Annotated in this window: 18 protein-coding genes; 2 read left to right on the plus strand and 16 right to left on the minus strand. The window is 66.1% G+C overall.

The window, feature by feature from the left end:
* Nucleotides 1-153: 153 nt before the first annotated feature.
* From FAZ98_RS20045 to FAZ98_RS20070, 6 genes are read right to left on the minus strand one after another with little or no spacing between them, the layout of a single operon-like run.
* Entirely contained in the window at nt 154-1,086 is a 933-nt protein-coding gene (locus tag FAZ98_RS20045) for an electron transfer flavoprotein subunit alpha/FixB family protein (protein WP_158953134.1), read from the minus strand.
* A 13-nt stretch (nt 1,087-1,099) separates the two neighbouring features.
* Nucleotides 1,100-1,849 (minus strand): electron transfer flavoprotein subunit beta/FixA family protein, encoded by a 750-nt coding sequence (locus FAZ98_RS20050; RefSeq protein WP_158953135.1) that lies wholly within the window; start codon nt 1,847-1,849, stop codon nt 1,100-1,102.
* 47 nt (nt 1,850-1,896) lie between these two features.
* Nucleotides 1,897-3,111 (minus strand): CaiB/BaiF CoA transferase family protein, encoded by a 1,215-nt coding sequence (locus FAZ98_RS20055; protein WP_158953136.1) that lies wholly within the window; start codon nt 3,109-3,111, stop codon nt 1,897-1,899.
* Between the two features lie 60 nt (nt 3,112-3,171).
* Nucleotides 3,172-4,308, minus strand: coding sequence for an acyl-CoA dehydrogenase family protein (locus tag FAZ98_RS20060; RefSeq protein WP_158953137.1), 1,137 nt, complete (start codon nt 4,306-4,308; stop codon nt 3,172-3,174).
* Between the two features lie 10 nt (nt 4,309-4,318).
* Complete coding sequence (locus FAZ98_RS20065; protein WP_158953138.1) at nt 4,319-5,527, minus strand: acyl-CoA dehydrogenase family protein; 1,209 nt, start codon at nt 5,525-5,527, stop codon at nt 4,319-4,321.
* Between the two features lie 15 nt (nt 5,528-5,542).
* The gene (locus FAZ98_RS20070) at nt 5,543-7,684 is read right to left on the minus strand and encodes a 3-hydroxyacyl-CoA dehydrogenase NAD-binding domain-containing protein (RefSeq protein ID WP_158953139.1); all 2,142 of its coding nucleotides are present in this window, start codon (nt 7,682-7,684) and stop codon (nt 5,543-5,545) included.
* Nucleotides 7,685-7,832: 148 nt separating this feature from the next.
* On the opposite strand from FAZ98_RS20070, the gene FAZ98_RS20075 reads away from it, so the two are divergent.
* A complete protein-coding gene (locus tag FAZ98_RS20075; protein ID WP_158953140.1) occupies nt 7,833-8,741 on the plus strand; it encodes a LysR family transcriptional regulator in 909 nt (302 codons plus the stop codon).
* A gap of 56 nt (nt 8,742-8,797) precedes the next feature.
* Here the strand turns inward: FAZ98_RS20075 and FAZ98_RS20080 are convergent, their stop codons facing one another.
* Complete coding sequence (locus tag FAZ98_RS20080; protein WP_158953141.1) at nt 8,798-9,583, minus strand: DUF4397 domain-containing protein; 786 nt, start codon at nt 9,581-9,583, stop codon at nt 8,798-8,800.
* A gap of 216 nt (nt 9,584-9,799) precedes the next feature.
* On the opposite strand from FAZ98_RS20080, the gene FAZ98_RS20085 reads away from it, so the two are divergent.
* Entirely contained in the window at nt 9,800-9,970 is a 171-nt protein-coding gene (locus FAZ98_RS20085) for a hypothetical protein (protein ID WP_158953142.1), read from the plus strand.
* A 72-nt stretch (nt 9,971-10,042) separates the two neighbouring features.
* Here FAZ98_RS20085 and FAZ98_RS20090 read toward each other — a convergent pair whose 3' ends face one another.
* The 9 genes from FAZ98_RS20090 to FAZ98_RS20130 form a co-directional block, all read right to left on the minus strand.
* Nucleotides 10,043-10,429 (minus strand): Na+/H+ antiporter subunit G, encoded by a 387-nt coding sequence (locus FAZ98_RS20090; protein WP_158953143.1) that lies wholly within the window; start codon nt 10,427-10,429, stop codon nt 10,043-10,045.
* Nucleotides 10,430-10,459: 30 nt separating this feature from the next.
* Nucleotides 10,460-10,735: a K+/H+ antiporter subunit F gene (locus tag FAZ98_RS20095; protein ID WP_158953144.1), complete on the minus strand. Its 276-nt coding sequence runs from the start codon at nt 10,733-10,735 to the stop codon at nt 10,460-10,462.
* Nucleotides 10,729-11,223, minus strand: coding sequence for a Na+/H+ antiporter subunit E (locus tag FAZ98_RS20100; protein WP_158953145.1), 495 nt, complete (start codon nt 11,221-11,223; stop codon nt 10,729-10,731). Before FAZ98_RS20100 ends, FAZ98_RS20095 begins: the two co-directional genes overlap by 7 nt.
* Before the next feature lie 2 nt (nt 11,224-11,225).
* Nucleotides 11,226-12,869 (minus strand): monovalent cation/H+ antiporter subunit D, encoded by a 1,644-nt coding sequence (locus tag FAZ98_RS20105; protein ID WP_158953146.1) that lies wholly within the window; start codon nt 12,867-12,869, stop codon nt 11,226-11,228.
* Complete coding sequence (locus tag FAZ98_RS20110) at nt 12,866-13,183, minus strand: Na+/H+ antiporter subunit C (protein WP_158953147.1); 318 nt, start codon at nt 13,181-13,183, stop codon at nt 12,866-12,868. The genes FAZ98_RS20105 and FAZ98_RS20110 overlap by 4 nt, the downstream gene beginning before the upstream one ends.
* Nucleotides 13,183-15,984, minus strand: coding sequence for a monovalent cation/H+ antiporter subunit A (locus FAZ98_RS20115; RefSeq protein WP_158953148.1), 2,802 nt, complete (start codon nt 15,982-15,984; stop codon nt 13,183-13,185). The genes FAZ98_RS20110 and FAZ98_RS20115 overlap by 1 nt, the downstream gene beginning before the upstream one ends.
* Nucleotides 15,985-16,130: 146 nt before the next feature.
* A complete protein-coding gene (locus FAZ98_RS20120; RefSeq protein ID WP_158953149.1) occupies nt 16,131-17,576 on the minus strand; it encodes a LutB/LldF family L-lactate oxidation iron-sulfur protein in 1,446 nt (481 codons plus the stop codon).
* Nucleotides 17,573-18,283 (minus strand): LutC/YkgG family protein, encoded by a 711-nt coding sequence (locus tag FAZ98_RS20125; RefSeq protein WP_158953150.1) that lies wholly within the window; start codon nt 18,281-18,283, stop codon nt 17,573-17,575. Before FAZ98_RS20125 ends, FAZ98_RS20120 begins: the two co-directional genes overlap by 4 nt.
* Nucleotides 18,280-19,056, minus strand: a complete 777-nt coding sequence (locus tag FAZ98_RS20130; RefSeq protein ID WP_158953151.1) for a (Fe-S)-binding protein — start codon at nt 19,054-19,056, stop codon at nt 18,280-18,282. The genes FAZ98_RS20125 and FAZ98_RS20130 overlap by 4 nt, the downstream gene beginning before the upstream one ends.
* Nucleotides 19,057-19,082: the final 26 nt, after the last annotated feature.

A 19,082-nucleotide genomic window follows, 5' to 3' on the forward strand; every position in this document is an offset into this window, starting at 1 on the left:
GGTCGGAGACGGATACGAACCGCGCGCTCGCGGGAAGCGGCGCGCGGCCTCAAGCGCAATATAACCGGGTGCGCCGAACCGCGTGCGGAGGGAGTCTTCGAGCGATGGGGCAAGTTGCCGCGTCGCGCGAACGGCGACGCGGCGGGCGGGCGATTACAGCGAACCCGCGAGTTCCGGCACGACCGCGAACAGATCGCCCACGAGGCCGTAATCGGCCACGCTGAAGATCGGCGCTTCTTCGTCCTTGTTGATGGCAACGATGACCTTCGAGTCTTTCATGCCCGCGAGATGCTGGATGGCGCCCGAGATACCGACGGCCACATAAAGCTGCGGCGCGACGATCTTGCCCGTTTGGCCGACCTGGAAGTCGTTCGGCACGTAGCCCGCGTCCACGGCGGCACGCGAGGCGCCGAGGGCCGCGCCGAGTTTGTCGGCGAGCGGCTCCAGCACCTTCGTGTAGTTCTCGCCGCTGCCGAGGCCACGGCCACCCGAAACGATGATCTTCGCGCTCGTGAGTTCCGGGCGATCGAGCTTGGTGACTTCTCGGCTCACGAACTGCGAGAGACCACTGTCTGCGGCCGCTTCGATCTTTTCCACCGAGGCGCTGCCGCCTTCCGCCGCGACCGGGTCGAAGCCCGTTGCGCGAACCGTGATGACCTTGATCGGATCCGCCGATTGCACCGTGGCGATGGCGTTGCCCGCGTAGATCGGACGCTCGAACGTATCGGCGCTATCCACAGCGGTGATGTCGCTGATCTGCGCAACGTCGAGCTTCGCAGCGATGCGCGGCGCGACGTTTTTACCTGCGGCCGTAGCGGGCGCGAGGATGTGCGAGTAGTTCTTCGCGATGGCGAGCACCGTCGCTTCGACGTTTTCCGCGAGGCCTTGTTCGAGTTGCGGCGCATCGGCGAGCAGCACCTTCGCCACGCCTGCGATCTTCGCGGCGGCGTCGGCGGCGGCTTGCGCGTTGTGACCCGCGACCAGCACGTGGACGTCGCCACCGATCTTCTGTGCTGCTGCAACCGTGTTGAGCGTTGCAGCCTTGATCGACTGATTGTCGTGTTCAGCAATAACCAGCGTTGTCATTTTTCGGCTCCCCTTACAGCACCTTGGCTTCGGTCTTCAGCTTCTCGACCAGCGTCTTCACGTCCGGCACCTTCACGCCTGCGCTGCGCTTGGGCGGTTCGGCGACCTTGAGCGTCTTCAGACGCGGCGTGACATCCACGCCGAGGTCTTCGGGCTTGATCGTTTCGAGCGGCTTCTTCTTTGCCTTCATGATGTTCGGCAGCGTGACGTAGCGCGGCTCGTTCAGGCGCAGGTCCGTGGTCACGACAGCGGGCAGCGTCAAAGACAGCGTTTCCGCGCCGCCATCGACTTCACGCGCGACCGTGGCCTTGCCATCGGCAACCGTCACTTTCGAGGCGAACGTCGCTTGCGGCAGATTCGCGAGCGCGGCGAGCATCTGGCCAGTCTGATTCGAATCGTCGTCGATGGCTTGTTTGCCGAGAATCACGAGCTGCGGTTGCTCTTTATCGACCAAAGCCTTCAGCAATTTAGCCACCGCCAACGGCTGCAAATCCTCGCTCGACTCCACGAGAATCGCACGGTCCGCGCCAATCGCGAGCGCCGTGCGCAGCGTTTCCTGCGCTTGCGTCACACCGCACGACACGGCGATCACTTCGGTCGCCACGCCCGCTTCCTTCAAACGCACCGCCTCTTCAACGGCGATCTCGTCGAACGGATTCATCGACATCTTCACGTTGGCGATATCCACACCCGTGCCATCCGACTTCACACGGACCTTCACGTTGTAATCAACTACGCGTTTAACCGGTACGAGAATCTTCACTGCCACTCCTCCTTGACTCATAGGGATTCGATGGGATTCGAATGGACTCAAATAACGCCGTTGCGTCGTAAATCGGCCAGTTCCTGCGGCGAATAGCCGAGCACTTCCTGAAGCACGTCTTGCGTGCCCTCTCCGAGTTGCGGTGGCGCGTGGCGCACGGGCATGCGTTCGCCGTCGAAACGCCACGGCGGCGCAAGCACGGGCGTGCTGCCGCTCGCCGTATGCGGGTGCGGTTGTTGCGTGACGAGACCCGCATCGGTGGCGCGCGGCGAAAGCAGCGCTTCGCGCAAGCCCGCGACTTCACCGCACGGAATGCCCGCTTGCGCGAGACGTTCGAGCAGCCACGCGCGCGAGCGGCTGCCCAGTTCGCGCGTGATCTCGGGCAGGAGCGTGGCGCGATGCTGCGAGCGCAGGATGTTGGTCGCGTAGCGCTCGTCGCTCGCGAGATCGGGGCGCTCGATCACTTCGCGGCAAAAGCGCTCGTACTGACTCGTATTGCCCACGGTGATGACGAGCGGGCCATCGGCGGCGTCGAACACGCCATACGGCACGATCGACGGATGCGCGTTGCCGTAGCGCGGCGGATCTTCGCCCATCACGAGCGCTTCGAGCCCGTAGTAAGCGGTGATCATCAGGCCGCAATCGAACAGCGCCATTTCGATGTGACGCCCGCGCTGCGTGCGCTCGCGCTCGAACAGCGCGGCCAGCATGGCCTGCGCCGCATACATGCCGGTGAACAGGTCGACGGCGGCCACGCCGAATTTCAGCGGCGGCCGGTTCGCTTCGCCGTTCAGCGCCATCAGGCCCGCCTCGCCCTGCACCACGAGATCGTAGCCGGGGCGGCTCGCTTCGGGGCCGCTGCGGTCGTAGCCCGAAATCGAGCAATAGATGAGACGGTCGTTGTGCGCGCGCAGTTGCTCGTAACCGAGGCCGAGCTTTTCCGCGCCGCCGAACTTGAAGTTCTGCACGACCACGTCGCAGGTTTGGGCGAGGTCCTGCGCGATGCGCCGGCCCTCGGCGGTTTGCAGATCGAGCGTGACCGAGCGCTTGTTGCGGTTCACGCTGTTGAAGTACGCGGTTTCGGTCTTGCCGATACGTACGCCCCAGTCGCGCGTGTCGTCGCCGCGTTGCGGATGCTCGACCTTGATGACTTCCGCGCCGAGATCGCCGAGCACCATCGCGCTCCACGGTCCCGCGAGAATGCGCGAGAAGTCGAGCACACGCACGCCCGCGAGGGGCAAGCGGTCAGGTTCGGTGGACATCGGAGGGCACTCCTTGTTCGTTGTGGACGCAACGGTATACGCCGCGCCCGTGGCGGTGGTTCAGGCCGCTTCGCGCCCGAACGCGATATAGCGCGCGAGATGATGATCCTCGTCGCCGAGTTGATGATCGATCATCACGAGGCGCTTCGCGTAATGCGCGAGCGGCAGTTCCCACGTCATGCCAATGCCGCCGTGCAGCTGGATCGCTTCCTCGGCCACGCGCGCGCCAATCCGCCCGATCGTGTACTTCGCCGCCGATAGCGCGCGTTCGCGTTGCGCGCGCGGCGCTTCGATAGCGGCCGCCGCGTTGATCACCGCCGAGCGCGCCTGCTCGATTTCGAGCAGCACGTCGGCCATGCGGTGTTGCAACGCCTGGAAGCTGCCGATCGGCACGCCGAACTGCTTGCGCGTGCGCAGATAGTCGAGCGTGAAGTCGCGCGCCACGTCCATCGCGCCGAGCGCTTCGGCCGCGAGCGCGAGCACGCCGTAACCGCGCGCGTGTTCGAGCGTGGCGAAGCCGCTGCCTTCGGTGCCTGCGAGCGCGTCCGCGTCGACTCGCACGTTGTCGAACGTGACTTCCGCCGCGCGGCCGCCGTCGATTTTCGCGTAGCCGCGCACGTTCACGCCCGCCGCATCGCGCGGCACGACGAAGAGCGAAATGCCCGCTTCGTCGAATGCCTCGCCCGAGGTGCGTGCCGAAACGAGCAGCACGTTGGCGTGTTCCGCCTGCTGCACGACGCCTTTCGCGCCGTTCAACACGTAGCCGCCGTCTTGCTGTTCGGCGCGCGTGCTCACGCGGGCGTCTTCGTAATGCGAGCCCGGTTCGTCGTGCGCGAGCGCCGCGACTTGCGAGCCGTCGATGAACGAGGCGATGCGCGTGCGCTGTGCCGCGTTACCCGCGTGCGCGAGCGCGCGGCCGACGATCAGCGTGTCGAGAAACGGCTCGACGACGAGACCGCGCCCGAGCGCTTCGAACACCACGGCGATATCGAAACCCTGGCCGCCGAAGCCGCCGTCGGCTTCATCGAAGAGCGCGCCGATCACGCCCAGTTCGGCGAATCGCTGCCACATATCGGCACTGAAGCCCGACGTGGAGCGCGCGATTGTATCGCGCGTGCTGAAACCGTACTGCTCCGCGATAAAGCGATTGAGCGTGTCCGCGAGCATGCGGCGATCTTCGGTATGCTGGAAATTCATCGCGCAATCCTTAGAGCCCGAGCATCATCTTCGAGATGATGTTCTTCTGGATTTCGTTGGAGCCACCGAAAATCGACAGCTTGCGGTTGTTGAAGTATTGCGCGGCGGCGCTCGCGGCTTCTTCGGGGCCCGCGTTCGCGCCCGCGTCATCCTCGCCCAGCGCTTCTTCAATGAACGGCGCGGCATACGGTCCCATCGCGCGCCGCAGCAGCGACGAAATCTCCTGGCGAATTTCGGTGCCGCGAATCTTCAGCATCGAACTTTCCGCGCCCGGCACGCCGCCGCCCGCGACGGCCGCAATCACGCGCAGGTTGGTCGTCTTCATGTTCTCGAGGTCGATCTCTACGCGGGCGAGACGCGCGGCGAATTGCGGATCTTCCGCGAGCGGCTTGCCGTTGCGCGTGACTTTCTGCGCGGCGCGCTTCAGCCGCGCGAGCGCGGCCACGGAGAACCCCACGCCCGCGATGTTCGTGCGCTCGTAGGTGAGCAGATACTTCGCGTAGGTCCAGCCTTTGTTTTCTTCGCCGACGAGATTCGCCGCCGGTACGCGCACGTCGGTGAAAAAGACCTCGTTGACTTCGTGCTCGCCGTCGAGCGTGACGATGGGGCGTACTTCGATGCCGGGCGTGTTCATGTCGATCAGCAGAAAGCTGATGCCTTCCTGCTTGCGCACGTCCGTGGCGGTCCGCACGAGGCAGAAGATCATGTTCGCGTAGTGGCCGAGCGTGGTCCACGTCTTCTGGCCGTTCACGACGTAGTGATCGCCGTTTTCATCCGTTTTGCGCGTGGCCATGGTGCGCACGGCCGCGAGGTCGGAGCCCGCGCCCGGTTCGGAATAGCCCTGGCACCACCAGTCCGAGCCGTCGAGAATGCGCGGCAGCCAGTGGCGCTTTTGCGCTTCGCTGCCGTATTTGATGAGCACGGGGCCGAGCATGTTCACGCCGAACGGCACGATGCGCGGCGCGGCGGCAATCGCGCATTCGTTCTCGAAGATGAACTTCTGCACGGCGTTCCAGCCGGGGCCGCCATACTCCTTCGGCCAGTGGTTCGCGAGCCAGCCCTGTTCGTGGAGGATCGCGTGCCACGCGGCCATGTCGTCGCGCGTGAGGCGCTTGCCGTTGCGTACCTTGTCGGCAATCCGCTGCGGCAAACGCTCGCGCAGGAACGCGAGCACCTCGCCGCGGAACGCCTCTTCTTCGTTGGTGAATGTCAGATCCATGCTTGTGCTCCCGCTTTACACCGCTTCGTTGAGGCTGGCGAAGTTCGCGCCGCGCTCGACCAGTTCGACCAGCAGCGGCGAGGGCTTCCAGAACAGCGGATCTTCCTTCGCGAACGCGCGGATGTCGGCGAGCACGTTGGCGAGGCCCACGGTATCGGCGTATTTCATGGGGCCGCCGCGATAGCGCGGGAAGCCGTAGCCGTACACGAGCGTCACGTCCACGTCGAGCGGGCGCAGCGCGATGCCCTCGTGCACGACGTTCGCGCCTTCGTTGATCATGGCGGCCATGTAGCGGCGGATGATGTCCTCGTCGCTGAAGCTGCGCGGCTCGATACCGGCGCGTTCGCGTTCGGCGCGAATGATCGCTTCGACTTCGGGGTCGGGCGAGCCCGTGCGCGCGCCTTCCGGGTACAGATAGAAGCCGCGGCCCGTCTTCTGGCCGAACCAGCCGCGCTCGCACAGGCGGTCGGCGATCTGCACGTAGCGCGCGTTCGGATCGCGCGTGGCGGCGCGGCGCTTGCGCGTGGCCCAGCCGATGTCGCCGCCCGCGAGGTCGATCACCTGGTACGGGCCCATCGCAAAGCCGAAGTCGCGAATGGCCTTGTCGATCTGATACGGCGAGGCGCCGTCTTCCATCACGTGGTCGGCGGCCGTGCGATACACCGCGAGCAGGCGATTGCCGATGAAACCGTCGCACACGCCCGCGCGCACCGGCACCTTGCGCAGCTTCTTCGCGAGTTCGAAGGCGGTCGCCACGACGTCGGCGCTCACCTGCTTCGGCACCACCACTTCGAGCAGCTTCATGATGTTGGCGGGCGAGAAGAAGTGCAGGCCCACCACGTCCTGCGGGCGCTTGATGCTGCTGGCGATCGCGTCGATGTCGAGATACGAGGTGTTGGTCGCGAGCACGGCGCCCGGCTTGCACACGCGGTCGAGTTCGGCGAACACGGCCTGCTTCACGTTCATGTCCTCGAACACGGCTTCGATCACGAGGTCGGCGTTCGCGAGCGCATCGTACGACGTGCTGCCGCTGTAGCGCGCGAGCACCTGCGCCTTCGCTTCGGGCGTCATGCGGCCCTTCGCGACGAGGCCGTCGTAGACCTTCTCCACATGCGCGCGGCCGCGCGCGAGCGAGGCGTCGTCGCGTTCGATCATCGTCACGGGCAGGCCCGAATCGAGCACGGCCACGGCGATGCCGGCGCCCATGGTGCCGCCGCCGATCACGCCAACGCTCTCGATGGCGCGCGGTTTCGCGGCCTTCGTTTCGGGCGCCTTCTGCACTTCGCGCTCGGCGAAGAAGGCGTGCACGAGGCCCGCGCGCTGCGGGCTGTCGAGGCATTCGAGAAACTGCTTGCGCTCGAAGCGCAGGCCTTCGTCGAACGATTGATCGAGCGCGGTCTGCACGCAATCGACGATCTTGAGCGGCGAGAACAGGCCGCGCGACTTCTTCGCGGTGTCGGCGCGCGCGGTGTCGATGGCGGCTTGCGCGGCGGCGCGGTCGGCGAGACCGTGCGCGTCGCGCGTACGGCGCACGTGGGCGTGGCTCGCGAGCAGTTCCTGCGCGTAGGCGAGGCCTTCGGCGAGGATGTCGTCGCTGGCGCCCACGCGGTCGACGAGACCGAGCTTGAGCGCTTCCTGCGCGCTCGCGTGGCGGCCGCTCAGCATCAGCGAAAGCGCGGCCTCCGCGCCGATCAGACGCGGCGTGCGCTGCGTGCCGCCCGCGCCCGGCAGCAGGCCGAGTTGCACTTCGGGCAGGCCGAGCTTCGCCCCCGCGACGGCGAGCCGGTAGTGCGCCGAGAGCGCGACCTCGAGGCCGCCGCCGAGCGCCGCGCCGTGAATGGCCGCGATCACGGGCTTGTGGCACGCCTCGATGCGGTTGCACACGTCGGGCAGCGCGGGCGGTTGCGGCGGCTTGCCGAACTCGCGGATGTCGGCACCCGCGATGAAGTTGCGGCCCGCGCCCACCAGCAGCACGGCCTGCACGGCGTCGCTCGACTCCGCGTGTTCGATGGCGGCGGCGAGACCGCGGCGCACCTCGACGGACAGCGCATTCACCGGCGCGTGGTCGATGGTGACGAGCAGGACTTTGCCGCGCAGTTCGTGAGTCACGGGGGGGACGGAGGAAGCGGACGATGCAGTGACGCTGTCGGTTGCCATGAAGCTGTCTCCAGAATGAGGGCCGGTTCGCGGGAAGTCCGCGCAGGAATTCGAGTTTGGCTTCGATTGTCGTCACGTTAAGTCCAATTGACAATCCCATCGCTCATTGACAGACTGTCAAAGAAATTTTGACAATGAAGGCGCTACCTTGGACGTCAACGCGTTGACCCTGCTCTGCGAAATTCTCGACGCGGGCAATCTGAGCGAGGCGGCGCGGCGGCTCAAGATGAGCCGCGCGAACGTCAGCTACCACCTCAACCACCTCGAAAAGTCGGTCGGCCTGCAACTCGTGCGGCGCACCACGCGGCGCGTCGAGCCCACCGAAATCGGCCTCAAGCTTTACGAGCATGGCCGCGCTATCCAGAACGCGCTGCTCGCGGCGCGCGAGTCAGTTTCCACGCTGGGACAAAGTCTGCAGGGGCGCGTGCGGCTTTCGGTGCCGAGCGGCTACGGCCAGCTCGTGATGTCGGACTGGCTGATCGACTTCAAGCGCCTGTATCCGGGCATCGTGCTCGACGTGATGTTCGAGAATCGCGTGGAAGACCTGCTGCGCGACGAAGTCGACATCGCCGTGCGCGTGATGCATGAACCGCCGCAGAATCTCGTGGCGCGCGACATGGGGCAGGTGAAGTACATTGCGTGCGCCTGCACGGCGTGGGCGCAAAAGCACGGCATGCCGCACACGCTCGAAGACCTCGCGCGCGCGCCCGTGATCACGGCCACGGTGGTCGGGCGTCAGTTGCGGCTTGCGGGCTATCTCGGCGAGGAACGGCACGAGGTGTTGCTCGAACCGTCGATTATTTCGGAGAACTTTTTATTCTTGCGGCAATCGATTCTGGCGGGGCTGGGCGTGGGCATCGTGCCCGACTACGTGATGCACGACGACCTTCGCAACGGCGCGGCCGTCACCTCGCTCGACACGTGGCGCCTGAGCATTTTCGGCACGCACATGTACATGCTCTACATGCCGAACCGGCACCACACGCGCGCGGCTTCCACCTTCATCGACTACGTGTTGAACGAAGCGCGCAAGACGGGCCGGGGCGCCGCCGCGTAAAGGGTGTTACGCGGGCGTTGAACGCGCGTTCACGCGGCGGCATTCCCACTCGGGTGTTACTGATTCGTGAGCGCGTTGATGTACTCGGCGCTCGGCTGCGAGGTGTTGCCGCCTTGCGCGACCAGAATGTGGAACTGACCCGGCGTGAGCTGCGAGAGCGTGCCCGCGGTCGGTACCGTGGTGATGAGCCAGTCGGCGTTATTGTTGATGCTGATCGTGGGCGACTGATAGATCGGCGTCTTGCTGCCGGCCACCGTGGCGATCACCACGTAATTGCCGCCGCTCAGGTAGAGCGAGTCCTGACCGCTCGCGGGCACGGCGTTCTTGTAGTTCACGCCGGCCATCGTCGGCGAAATGTTGGCGATGGCGGTGCCCGGCGCGACCACGTACATGTCGAGGTTTTGCGCATTGACCGTGGCGTTGAACGCGCGCACGCGGGCGCTGTTCGAGAGCACGCCCTTGTCGAACGGATCGTCGATCAGGCCGATGTCGCCGCCCGTGAGCGAGGGCAGCGCGAGCACGGTGTATTCATGGCCTTTCGCGACGTCGGGGAAATTGCCGCTCGCCAGCGCCGTGGTCGTGCCAGTGCTCGCATACGACACGTTCGTATTGCCCGTGTTGATATTGGCGAAATTCGTCACTTGCTTATACGGGATGTTCGGCTGCAATACGCTGCCGTTCACCAGGAAGTCGACATTCGGGCCGCCGGGCAGCGCGTGCACGAAGTGAATCTCGGGGTTTTGCAGGCCCAATTCCTTGGCCACGTCGCTGCCGCCGCCTCCGCATGCGGTGAGCAGAGCTGCCGCGCTTGCGAGTGCGGCCAGAGTGCGAATCGTCTTCATCGTCCACCTCATCTGTTTCGTTCAGGCTGTATGGAAGCGCGGCGCTCTTGCATCGACGCATGATGTCGATAACAGGACCACGCTGTTGTTATTGCGCACGGTGTTATTACGCCGGCGTTGAAGCCAGCAATACCCGATTCGGGCGAGCACGCTCCGCAATCGGCGTGCCGCAGGGTGGAATTGGTGCAGTGCGTGTGAGTGGCGCGCGACGTGCGCATGCAGACGCAGGCGGCATTTCATCGGCATGACATGCGCAAACTCACTGCGATAAAGCGATTCGATGTTGCGCGCTGGGAGCGTGGCGTGAGATCGGCGTTCGAAGCGATGCTTGAAAACGTCGCAACCTTTACAACGAGCAATGGCAGCTTTTACGCGCGCCAGATTTGAACGACGATACCGAGCGATAAGCGAGTGAGTTCGGGGCGGCGTGCACACGTGCGGCGGGCTACGCGCGGCGGGCTACGCGTCGCTTTTCGGGTTCGCGGCTTGCGCTCGCGCGGGGTTGGCCGGCTCGTCGTGAACGGGCGGGCGGCCGCGCGTGGCTTCGCTCACTTTCACGCGCTGCTGGATACCCGCCTTCGCGAGCATATGTGCGCTGATTGGCGCCGTGAGAAACAGAAACGCGGGAATCAGCAACTCGTGCAGGCTGGCGTACTCGTTATGTACCGTGAAATACAGCACTGAGGCGAGCACGACGCCGCCAACGCCCAGCGTTGTCGACTTGGTCGGGCCGTGCAGGCGCATGAAAAAGTCGGGCAAACGCGCGAGCCCGATCGCACCGATCAGCGTGAATGCGCTGCCCACCAGCAGCAGGATGCAGACGATCGCTTCAATCACGGTTGACATGGCGGTCTCCGCTCGGTTAGTGCCATTGGCTCAATTGAGTTCGATGATGTCGCCACGCTGCAAATACTTCGTGAGCGCCACCGTCGCGACGAAACCCATCACCGCCATGAGCAGCGCGATTTCGAAGAACAGGGTCGAGCGCAAGCGAATGCCGTAGACGACGATCAGCGCGATCGCGTTGATGTTGAGCGTGTCGAGCGCGACCAGCCGGTCGGGCAGCGAAGGCCCGCGCACGAGTCGCGCGAGCGTGAGCAGAAAGGCGAGGCCGAGAATCGCGAGCGATACCGGAATGGCAATGGCTAGCATGCGAAGATCTCCATCAGCGGCGCTTCGTAGCGGGTTTTGATCAACGCGACGAGCGCGGCTTCGTCGGCCAGATCGAGCACGTGCACCACGAGCCGCGTGCGGTCGTCGGAGAGTTCGGCGCACAGCGTGCCGGGGCTCAGCGAGACGATGCTGATGAGCGCCGTGAGCGCGATTTCGTGCGTGCTGTCGAGCGGCACCTCGATGAACGCGGGGCGCAGGCGTCGGGTCGGGCCGAGCACGAGCAGGGCGACTTCGGCATTGGCCACGACGATATCGATGAGCACGTGTCCCGCGAGCCGCGCGAGCCGCCATGGCTTGCCGAAGCGCACCGGTTGCAGCCACAGGCCTTCGCCCACGGCGAACGATATCGCGCTGCCGAGGAACGCGCCGAGCAGCACGTTGCCGGGCGAAACGTCGTTCATCAGCAGCAGCCAGCAGAGCAGCAGCACGAGGCTGAGCCACGGGTGCGGAAAGAGCCTCTTGAGCATCGTCAGCTCCCTTGGGCGGGCGCGCGCAGGATCGCCTGCACGTAGGCGTCGCGGTCGAGCAATTGCGCGGCCGTGGCGTCGAGATAATGCTTGAGCGGACCCGCGAACACGGTCACGCCGATCACACCCGCGAGCAGCAGCGCGCACGCGGCGAGTTTGATGCGGCTGCCGTGCGGCGCGACGCGCGGGCCCGCGTTTGCGGCCGGCATCGCCCACAGGAGCCGCGTGCCTGTGCGGCTCAACGCGACAATGGAGAGCAGCCCCGAGATCAGCACGGCGGGCCACAGCACCACGGCCTGCGAGAGCGGCGCGGCGGCGAGCACCATGGCCTTGCCGAGAAAGCCCGAGAGCGGCGGCAAGCCCGCGGCGCCCACGGCGGCCGCCAGGTAAAGCGCGGCGGCCGAGTTGGTGGGCCACGGCGTTGATGCGCCGGCAGCCGCTTTTGTTGCGGGCGCAACGTTCACGCGAGCGGTCGCGGGTTCGAGATCGGCGTCGGGGGTGATGGCGGGCGCGGCCGCGTCGTCGAGCGATTCGAGCGAGCCGGGTTCGGGCGTGTCGCCCGCGTTGTGCGTCGAGGCGAGCGGCTCGGGCTCCAGCGTGTCGGCAAGCAGGAACAGCGCGCCCGTGCACAGCGTCGTGCTGATGAGGTAGTAGAGCAGCGCGCTCCACGCGAGCACCGTTTGCATCGACGCCGCCGCGATCAGCAAACCCACCGAAACGAGCACGAGAAAGCCCGTGGTGGTCTTGAGGCTCGACACGGCCAGCGCGCCGAGCGCGCCATACACGATCGTGGCGATGGCGAGCCACCACGCCCAGTCGTGCATGAACGCGTCGAGCACGCCGCCCGCGCCGCCGAACACCAGCGCGTCGCAGCGCAGCATCGCGTAGATGCCGACCTTCGTCATGATCGCAAAGAGCGCCGCCACCGGACCGATGGCGCTGCGATACGCCTGCGGCAACCAGAACGACATCGGAAAGACCGCGGCCTTGAGGCCGAATACGAGCATGAGCGTCGCGCCCGCGTACTGCGCAAGTGGCAGCGTGGCCGCGTCGAGATGCGCGAGACGTTCGCCCATGTCGGCCATGTTGAGCGTGCCCGTGATGCCGTACAGCACGCCCAGCGCGATCAGGAAAAACGACGAGCCCACGAGGTTCATCAGCAGATAGTGCAGGCCGTTGCGCACGCGCCGCTGGCCGCCGCCGTGCAGCAGCAACGCGTACGACGCGATCAGCAACAGCTCGAAGAACACGAACAGATTGAAGAGATCGCCCGCGAGAAACGCGCCGTTCAGGCCCATCAGTTCGAATTGCACGAGCGCGCGGAAATAGCGCCCGCGGCGTGCGTCCGCGCTGGTCGTGCCGAGCAGGCAGCAGCTCGCGAGCACGGCGGTGAGCACGAGCATGAGCGCACCGAGGCGATCCAGTTGCAGCACGATGCCGAACGGCGCGCGCCACGCGCCGAGCGCATAGCTGGCGATTTCGCCTTGCGCCGCGCCCGCCGCGAGCGCGAGCGACACGGGCAGCAAGGCGAGCGTGGCAACCACGTTGAGCGCGCGTTGCAGGCGCTTCGCGCGCAACGGCAACGCCACGATCGCGCCAGCGGCGAACAGCGGGATCAGGATGGGCAGAATGAGCGCGTGGGTCATGCGCCGTCCACGTGATCGGTGCCGTCGATGGCGAGGGCACGCAGCGCGAGCACGACCGTGAACGCCGTCATGGCGAAGCCGATCACGATGGCCGTGAGCACGAGCGCTTGCGGCACGGGATCGGCGTAATGCGCGCCGTTGGCGATCACGGGCGGCTGGCCCACGGAAAGCCGCCCCATGCCGAGCAGGAAGAGATTGATCGCATACGAGAACAGGGTGATGCCGAGTATCACCGGCAACACGCGCGCGCTGAGCAGCAGATAAATGCCGCTGGCGCACAGCACGGCGATCGCAGTGGCGAAGGCGGCTTCCATCAGCTTTTCTCCACGGATTGCATGTCTTTGTCGCGCACGCCGAGGTGCGACACGATCGTGAGCGTCGTGCCCACCACCGCGCCCATCACGCCGAGATCGAACAACATGGCGGTGCTCAATTCGATCTCGCCGATGAGCGGAATGTGCAGATGCCCGAACGCGCTCGTGAGAAAAGGCTGGCCGAATGCGAGCGCACCCAGACCCGTTGTGGCCGCAACGAGCAGGCCGAGGCCCGCGAGCGCGCGATAGTTGATGCGGATGCGCGATTCGGTCCAGAGCACGCCGCTCGCCACGTATTGCAGCAGCAGCGCGACCGACACGATGAGCGAAGCGATGAAACCGCCGCCCGGCAGGTTGTGGCCGCGCAGGAAGACGAATACGGCCACGAGGATCGTGAGCGGCAGCATGAGACGCGCGAGGATCGCGAGCAGCAACGGATGCGATTGCGACGACCACGGCAAACCGCCCGGCCCGGTGTCGGGCGCCTTGAGGCGCAGGCCGCGCAGCAGCGCTTTCACGGCGAGGCCGGCGACCACGAGCACGCTGACCTCGACCAGGGTGTCGAAGCCGCGAAAATCGACGAGGATCACGTTCACGACATTATGGCCGCCGCTGCCCGGCAGCGCGTTCGCGAGAAAGAACGGCGCGATGCCGGCCACGGGTGCGCGCGTCATCACGGCATAGGCCACGCCGCCGAGCATCGCGCCGCCCGCGATGGCGAGCACGGCGTTGCGCACACGCGCGGGCAGCGGTTCGATCGTGCGCTGCACGACGGGCAGGAAGTAGATCGCGAGCACGAGCAACAGCACCGTGACCACTTCCACGGAGATTTGCGTGAGCGCGAGATCGGGCGCGGAAAAGCGCACGAACGCGAGCGTCACGAGCAGGCCGCACGTGCTCAGCATGACGAGCGCGTAGAGCGTATTCGCGCGCACGGCCACCACGCCGATCGACAGCAACGCGATCAGCGCGAGACCGATGAGCGTGACGGGGTCGATGGGCGCGGAGCGATACGCGCCGTCGAACGAGGCGAGCGCGAGCAGCGCGGCGCCCGGCACGATCAGCATGGCCGCGATCATCCACGCGAGGTAGGCGGGCAGCGAGCGCGTTTCGAACATGCGCACGATCGCGCCCGCGCCTTTTTCCAGGCGCTGCACGAGGCGGTCGAAGCCTTCGCTCGCGTTCATTTCCGAGAGCCGCGAACGATGATGGCGGAACGCGTCGCGGCGGAAGAAGAACAGCAGCGCGCCCGCGATCATTGACGCCGCGCTCATCACGAGCGGCACGTTGACGCCGTGCCAGATGCTCAGGCTGTAGGCGGGCACCACGCCACCCAGCGCGAACCACGCGGCCGACTCGAGCATTCTGCCGATGGTGTGTTGCGGCGCGAGTCCGACGAGCAGACAGATCACCACGAGAATTTCCACCGGCAGCTTCATGAAGCGCGGCGGTTCGTGCGGCGGATAGTGCGGCAGGTCGCGGGGCGTTGCGCCGTCGAAGAACACGCCCCACACGAAGCGCAGCGAATACGCCACGGAAAGCGCGGCGGCCACCACGGCGAGCGCGGGAATCAGCCAGTTGAAGTCGCCGAGCAGATCTTGCGCGAGCGTTTCGCCGAAGAACATCTCCTTCGACAGAAAGCCGTTCAGCAACGGCACGCCCGCCATTGCCAGCGACGCCACGCTCGCGAGCGCGCACGTATGCGGCATGTAACGGCGCAGCCCGCGCAAACGGCCGAGATCGCGCGTGCCGGTTTCATGATCGATGATACCGGCCGCCATGAACAGCGACGCCTTGAATACCGCGTGATTGAAGGTGTGAAACAGCGCGGCGACGGTGGAAAGCTGCGTGTCGAGACCGAACAGCAGCACGATGAGGCCGAGATGACTGATGGTGGAGTAGGCGAGCAGGCCCTTGAGGTCGCGCTGCACGAGCGCCATGCCTGCGCCGCCCGTGAGCGTGACGAGGCCGATCAGACTCGTCACGTAGAAAAACAGGTCGGTGCCTTCGAGCACGGGATAAAACCGCGCGATGAGGAAGATGCCGGCCTTCACCATCGTTGCCGAATGCAAATAGGCGGACACGGGCGTGGGCGCCGACATCGCGTGCGGCAGCCAGAAGTGAAACGGAAATTGCGCCGACTTCGTGCACGCCGCGAACAGCACGAGCAGCAGGATGGCGGGATAGAGCGGATTGCGCTGCACTTCGCCCGCATGCGCGAGCACGACGCCGAGATCGTAACTGCCGCACACGCGGCCGAGCAGCAATACGGCGGCCAGCAATGCGAGGCCGCCCGCGCCCGTGATGGTCAACGCCATGCGGGCGCCGCGCCGCGCTTCGGGCCGCGAAGGCCAGAAGCCGATCAGCAGGAACGAGACGAGACTCGTGAGTTCCCAGAAGCTGACGAGCAGCAGCAGATTGTTCGAGAGCACGACGCCGAGCATCGCGCCCATGAACAGCAGCAACAGCGCATAGAGGCGCGGCAACGACTCGCTGCCCGCGAGGTAGTAGCGCGCATAGATGAAGACGAGCAGGCCGATCGCGAGCACGAGCAGCGCGAACATGAACGCGAGGCCGTCGAGCCGCAGCGCGAAGTCGAGACCGAGTTCGGGTATCCAGTCCGCACGCCATTGCAGCACGCCGAAGGTGGGCATGCCGATGCGTTCGCTCGCGAGCAGGCCGAGGCCGAGCAGCGCGGCGGCGAACGCGGCCCACGTGCCCGCCGCGGGCGCGCGATGCCGCGTGAACGCCACCAGCGCCACTGCGACGAACGGTATTACGACGAGCCACGCCAATGCCATTCGACACTCCCCCGTATTCGATAGAGCGGCAAGGCGCGCCCCCGTTGAAGCGGGGCGCGCCGCAGACTACGATCATAGCCGCAAACGGGGACGGAATTGTGTTGTGTGGCTGCCGGCGTGCGTGGTGCGCGGTGCGCTTCGTCGCGTTATTCGGGCTGATCGCGGTCGCGCAGCAGATCGTGGAGGCTGCGCGACGCTGGCTTCAAAGGTGTGCGATGTTGGGTCCAACCCATTTGCTGCGCGGGCGCGAAACCGCGCAAACGCGTCGCGGCCCAACGCAGCGCGCGCCAGGCACGCGGATGCGCGAACGCGCCGCTCCAGAATCGCCAGACGAATTGCTCGCCTCGGCTGTGATTCGCGCCCTGCCCGCGCAGCGGATGCGCGACGCGTTCCGCGGGCGCGCGGTTCGCTTCGGTGCGCAAACGCACGAGCAGTTGGGGAATGGGAATGCGCACGGGGCACACTTCGCCGCACGCGCCGCACAGGCTCGACGCGGTCGGCAAATCGGCGGTTGCGTCGAGACCGAGCAGATGCGGCGAGATGATCTTGCCGATGGGGCCTGGATACGTGGTCCCGTACGCATGCCCGCCGATGCGCGTGTACACGGGGCAATGATTCATGCACGCGCCGCAGCGAATGCACTGGAGCGTGGCGCGCAATTGCGCGTCGGCCCAGGCCTGGCTGCGGCCGTTGTCGAGCAGCACCAGATGCACTTCGCGCGGGCCGTCCCGTTCGCCCGCACGGCGCGGACTGCTGATGAGGTTGAAGTACGTGGTGATCGGCTGACCGGTGGCGGAGCGCGTGAGCAGGCTCGACAGCGGCACGATATGCGCGAGTTTTTCGACTACTTTCTCCATGCCCATGATCGCGATATGCACGTCGGGCACCGTGGTCGAGAGGCGCCCGTTGCCTTCGTTTTCGACGAGCCAGAGCGTGCCCGTGTCGGCGGCGGCGAAGTTCACGCCGGAAAGACCGATCTGCGCATCCACGAACTCGCGGCGCAGCGCGCGGCGGCCGGTTTGAATCAGCGTGTCGACGTCTTCGGTATAAGGCGTGTCGGGAATGTGGCCCTCGAATAGTTCGCCGATGTCGCCTTTCGTTTTGTGGATCGCGGGCATGACGATATGCGAGGGCTTTTCGCCGGCGAGCTGCACGATGTACTCGCCCATGTCCGACTCGATGCAGGTCACGCCGCGCCCGGCGAGATAGTGATTCAGCTCGATCTCCTCGCTCGCCATCGACTTGCCCTTGATGATGCGCGTGGCCGCGTGGTGTTGCGCGATGGCATGCACGATGCGATTCGCTTCGTCGGCGGTCTCGGCCCAGTGCACCTGGACGCCGTTCTCGCGCAGCTTCGTTTCGAGCCGTTCGAGCAGGTCGGGCAAATGCGCGAGCGCATGCTGACGAATGGCTTCGCCGAGATCGCGCAACGCTTCGAGTTCGCCGGCTTCGGGGAATTGCGCGGCGCGCTTCGTTTGCAGAAAGTCCATCGCGCCGCGAAAACTCTGGCGCAATTGCGGGTCGTCGAGCGCCGTGCGGGCGCGGTCGCGGAATGCCGCGGTCGGCACGAAATGCAGGGGCGTCGTGCTCATGGCGCGTCTCCTTCGACGATGACGACCCACAGCGCGCGCGGTCCATGCGCGCCATACGCCGTGGTCTGCTGAATATCCGAGGTCTTCGAGGGCCCCGAGATCATGACGAGATTGGTGGGCATGCCGTCGTGCCAGCGCTCGGCGGCAGCGGCCGCATGCAGGTCCGCGTGCAGCGTGTGCGCGTGAACGAGCGCCACGTGCAGCGGCGGCACGAGCGAGATCGTGCGCGGCGCGGCGGCGTCGGGCTCGACCACGAGCGTGCCCGTGGCCGCGAGACCCGAGCGCGCGACAGTGAAGCCCGCGTCGATCGTGTCGAAGAGTTCGGCTTTCCACTGCTCGATGGGTTGCGCGAAATCGCGAGCCTCGATGCGGGTTGGCAGCGCATGCGCGAGGGCGTTGCCTTCGGCGCACGCGGTATCGAGCAGTAAGCGTCGCACGCCCGCGCTGGCGAGGCGCTGCGCGAGATCGCTGGCCCATGTCGCCGTGTTGGCGCGGATGACCTGCGCGTGCGCGGCTTCCAGCATGTGGGTGAACCGGGCGATTCGTTCGGATGACGAATCATGAGCGAACGCGCGATATTCGGCGTAATGCTTGTCGATGCGCGCGTCGAGCGCGGCGACGGAGCTTGCCCCGGCAGGGTCCGCGTGGCCACGCAGCTTCGCGAGCATGCGGGCGCGGGCGCTCGTCGTATCGATGATCGTGCTCATGCTGCGCCTCCGGTGCGGCGCCACAGAAATGACGCGAGATGTTCGACTTCAAGCGGCGCGCCACGATGTTCGGCGGCGTGGCCGATGTTGAGCAGGCAGCCGCAATCGGCGGAGACGAGCCGGTTGCAGCCCGTCGCGCACGCCGAGGCGATCTTGTCGGCGACCATCGCGCCCGAGATATCGGGGTGCTTGAGCGAAAACGTGCCGCCGAATCCGCAGCATTCGGACTCGCGCTCGTGCTCCACGCGTGTGACGCCCGGCAGCGCGTCGATGACTTCAACGCCATGCGTGCGCGTGCCCATTTCGCGCCGCGCGCCGCAAGAGGTGTGGAGCACGACGCGCTCGTCGCGTTGCGTATCGGCCTCGAACGCGCCGAAGTCCACGTCGAGCACGCGCACGAGAAATTCGGTGAGTTCGTAGACGCGCTCCGAGAGGTCGCGGGCGCGCGCGGCATCGGCGGAACCGGCGTCGAACAGCGTGGGCCAGTGATGGCGCATCATGCCCGCGCACGAGCCGGACGGCACGATCACGGGCCACGGCTGCCCGAAGAGACCGAGCTGGGCGCGCGCGACTTCGGCCGCCTCGCGCGGGTTGCCGCTGCTGTACGCGGGCTGGCCGCAGCAGCTTTGCTGGCGCGGGAAGTGCACGGTCACGCCTTCGCGTTCGAGCAGCTTGACGGCGTCCAGACCGGCTTGCGGCACGAACAGGTCGATCAGGCAGGTGGCGAAGAGATAGACGTCGGTGGGGCGCGCGGGGTAGGTGCGGGGCTTCATGTCTCGGTGGTGTCGTTATCGGCGTG

This window comes from Paraburkholderia acidisoli, assembly GCF_009789675.1.
GTDB classification, from domain to species: Bacteria; Pseudomonadota; Gammaproteobacteria; order Burkholderiales; family Burkholderiaceae; genus Paraburkholderia; species Paraburkholderia acidisoli.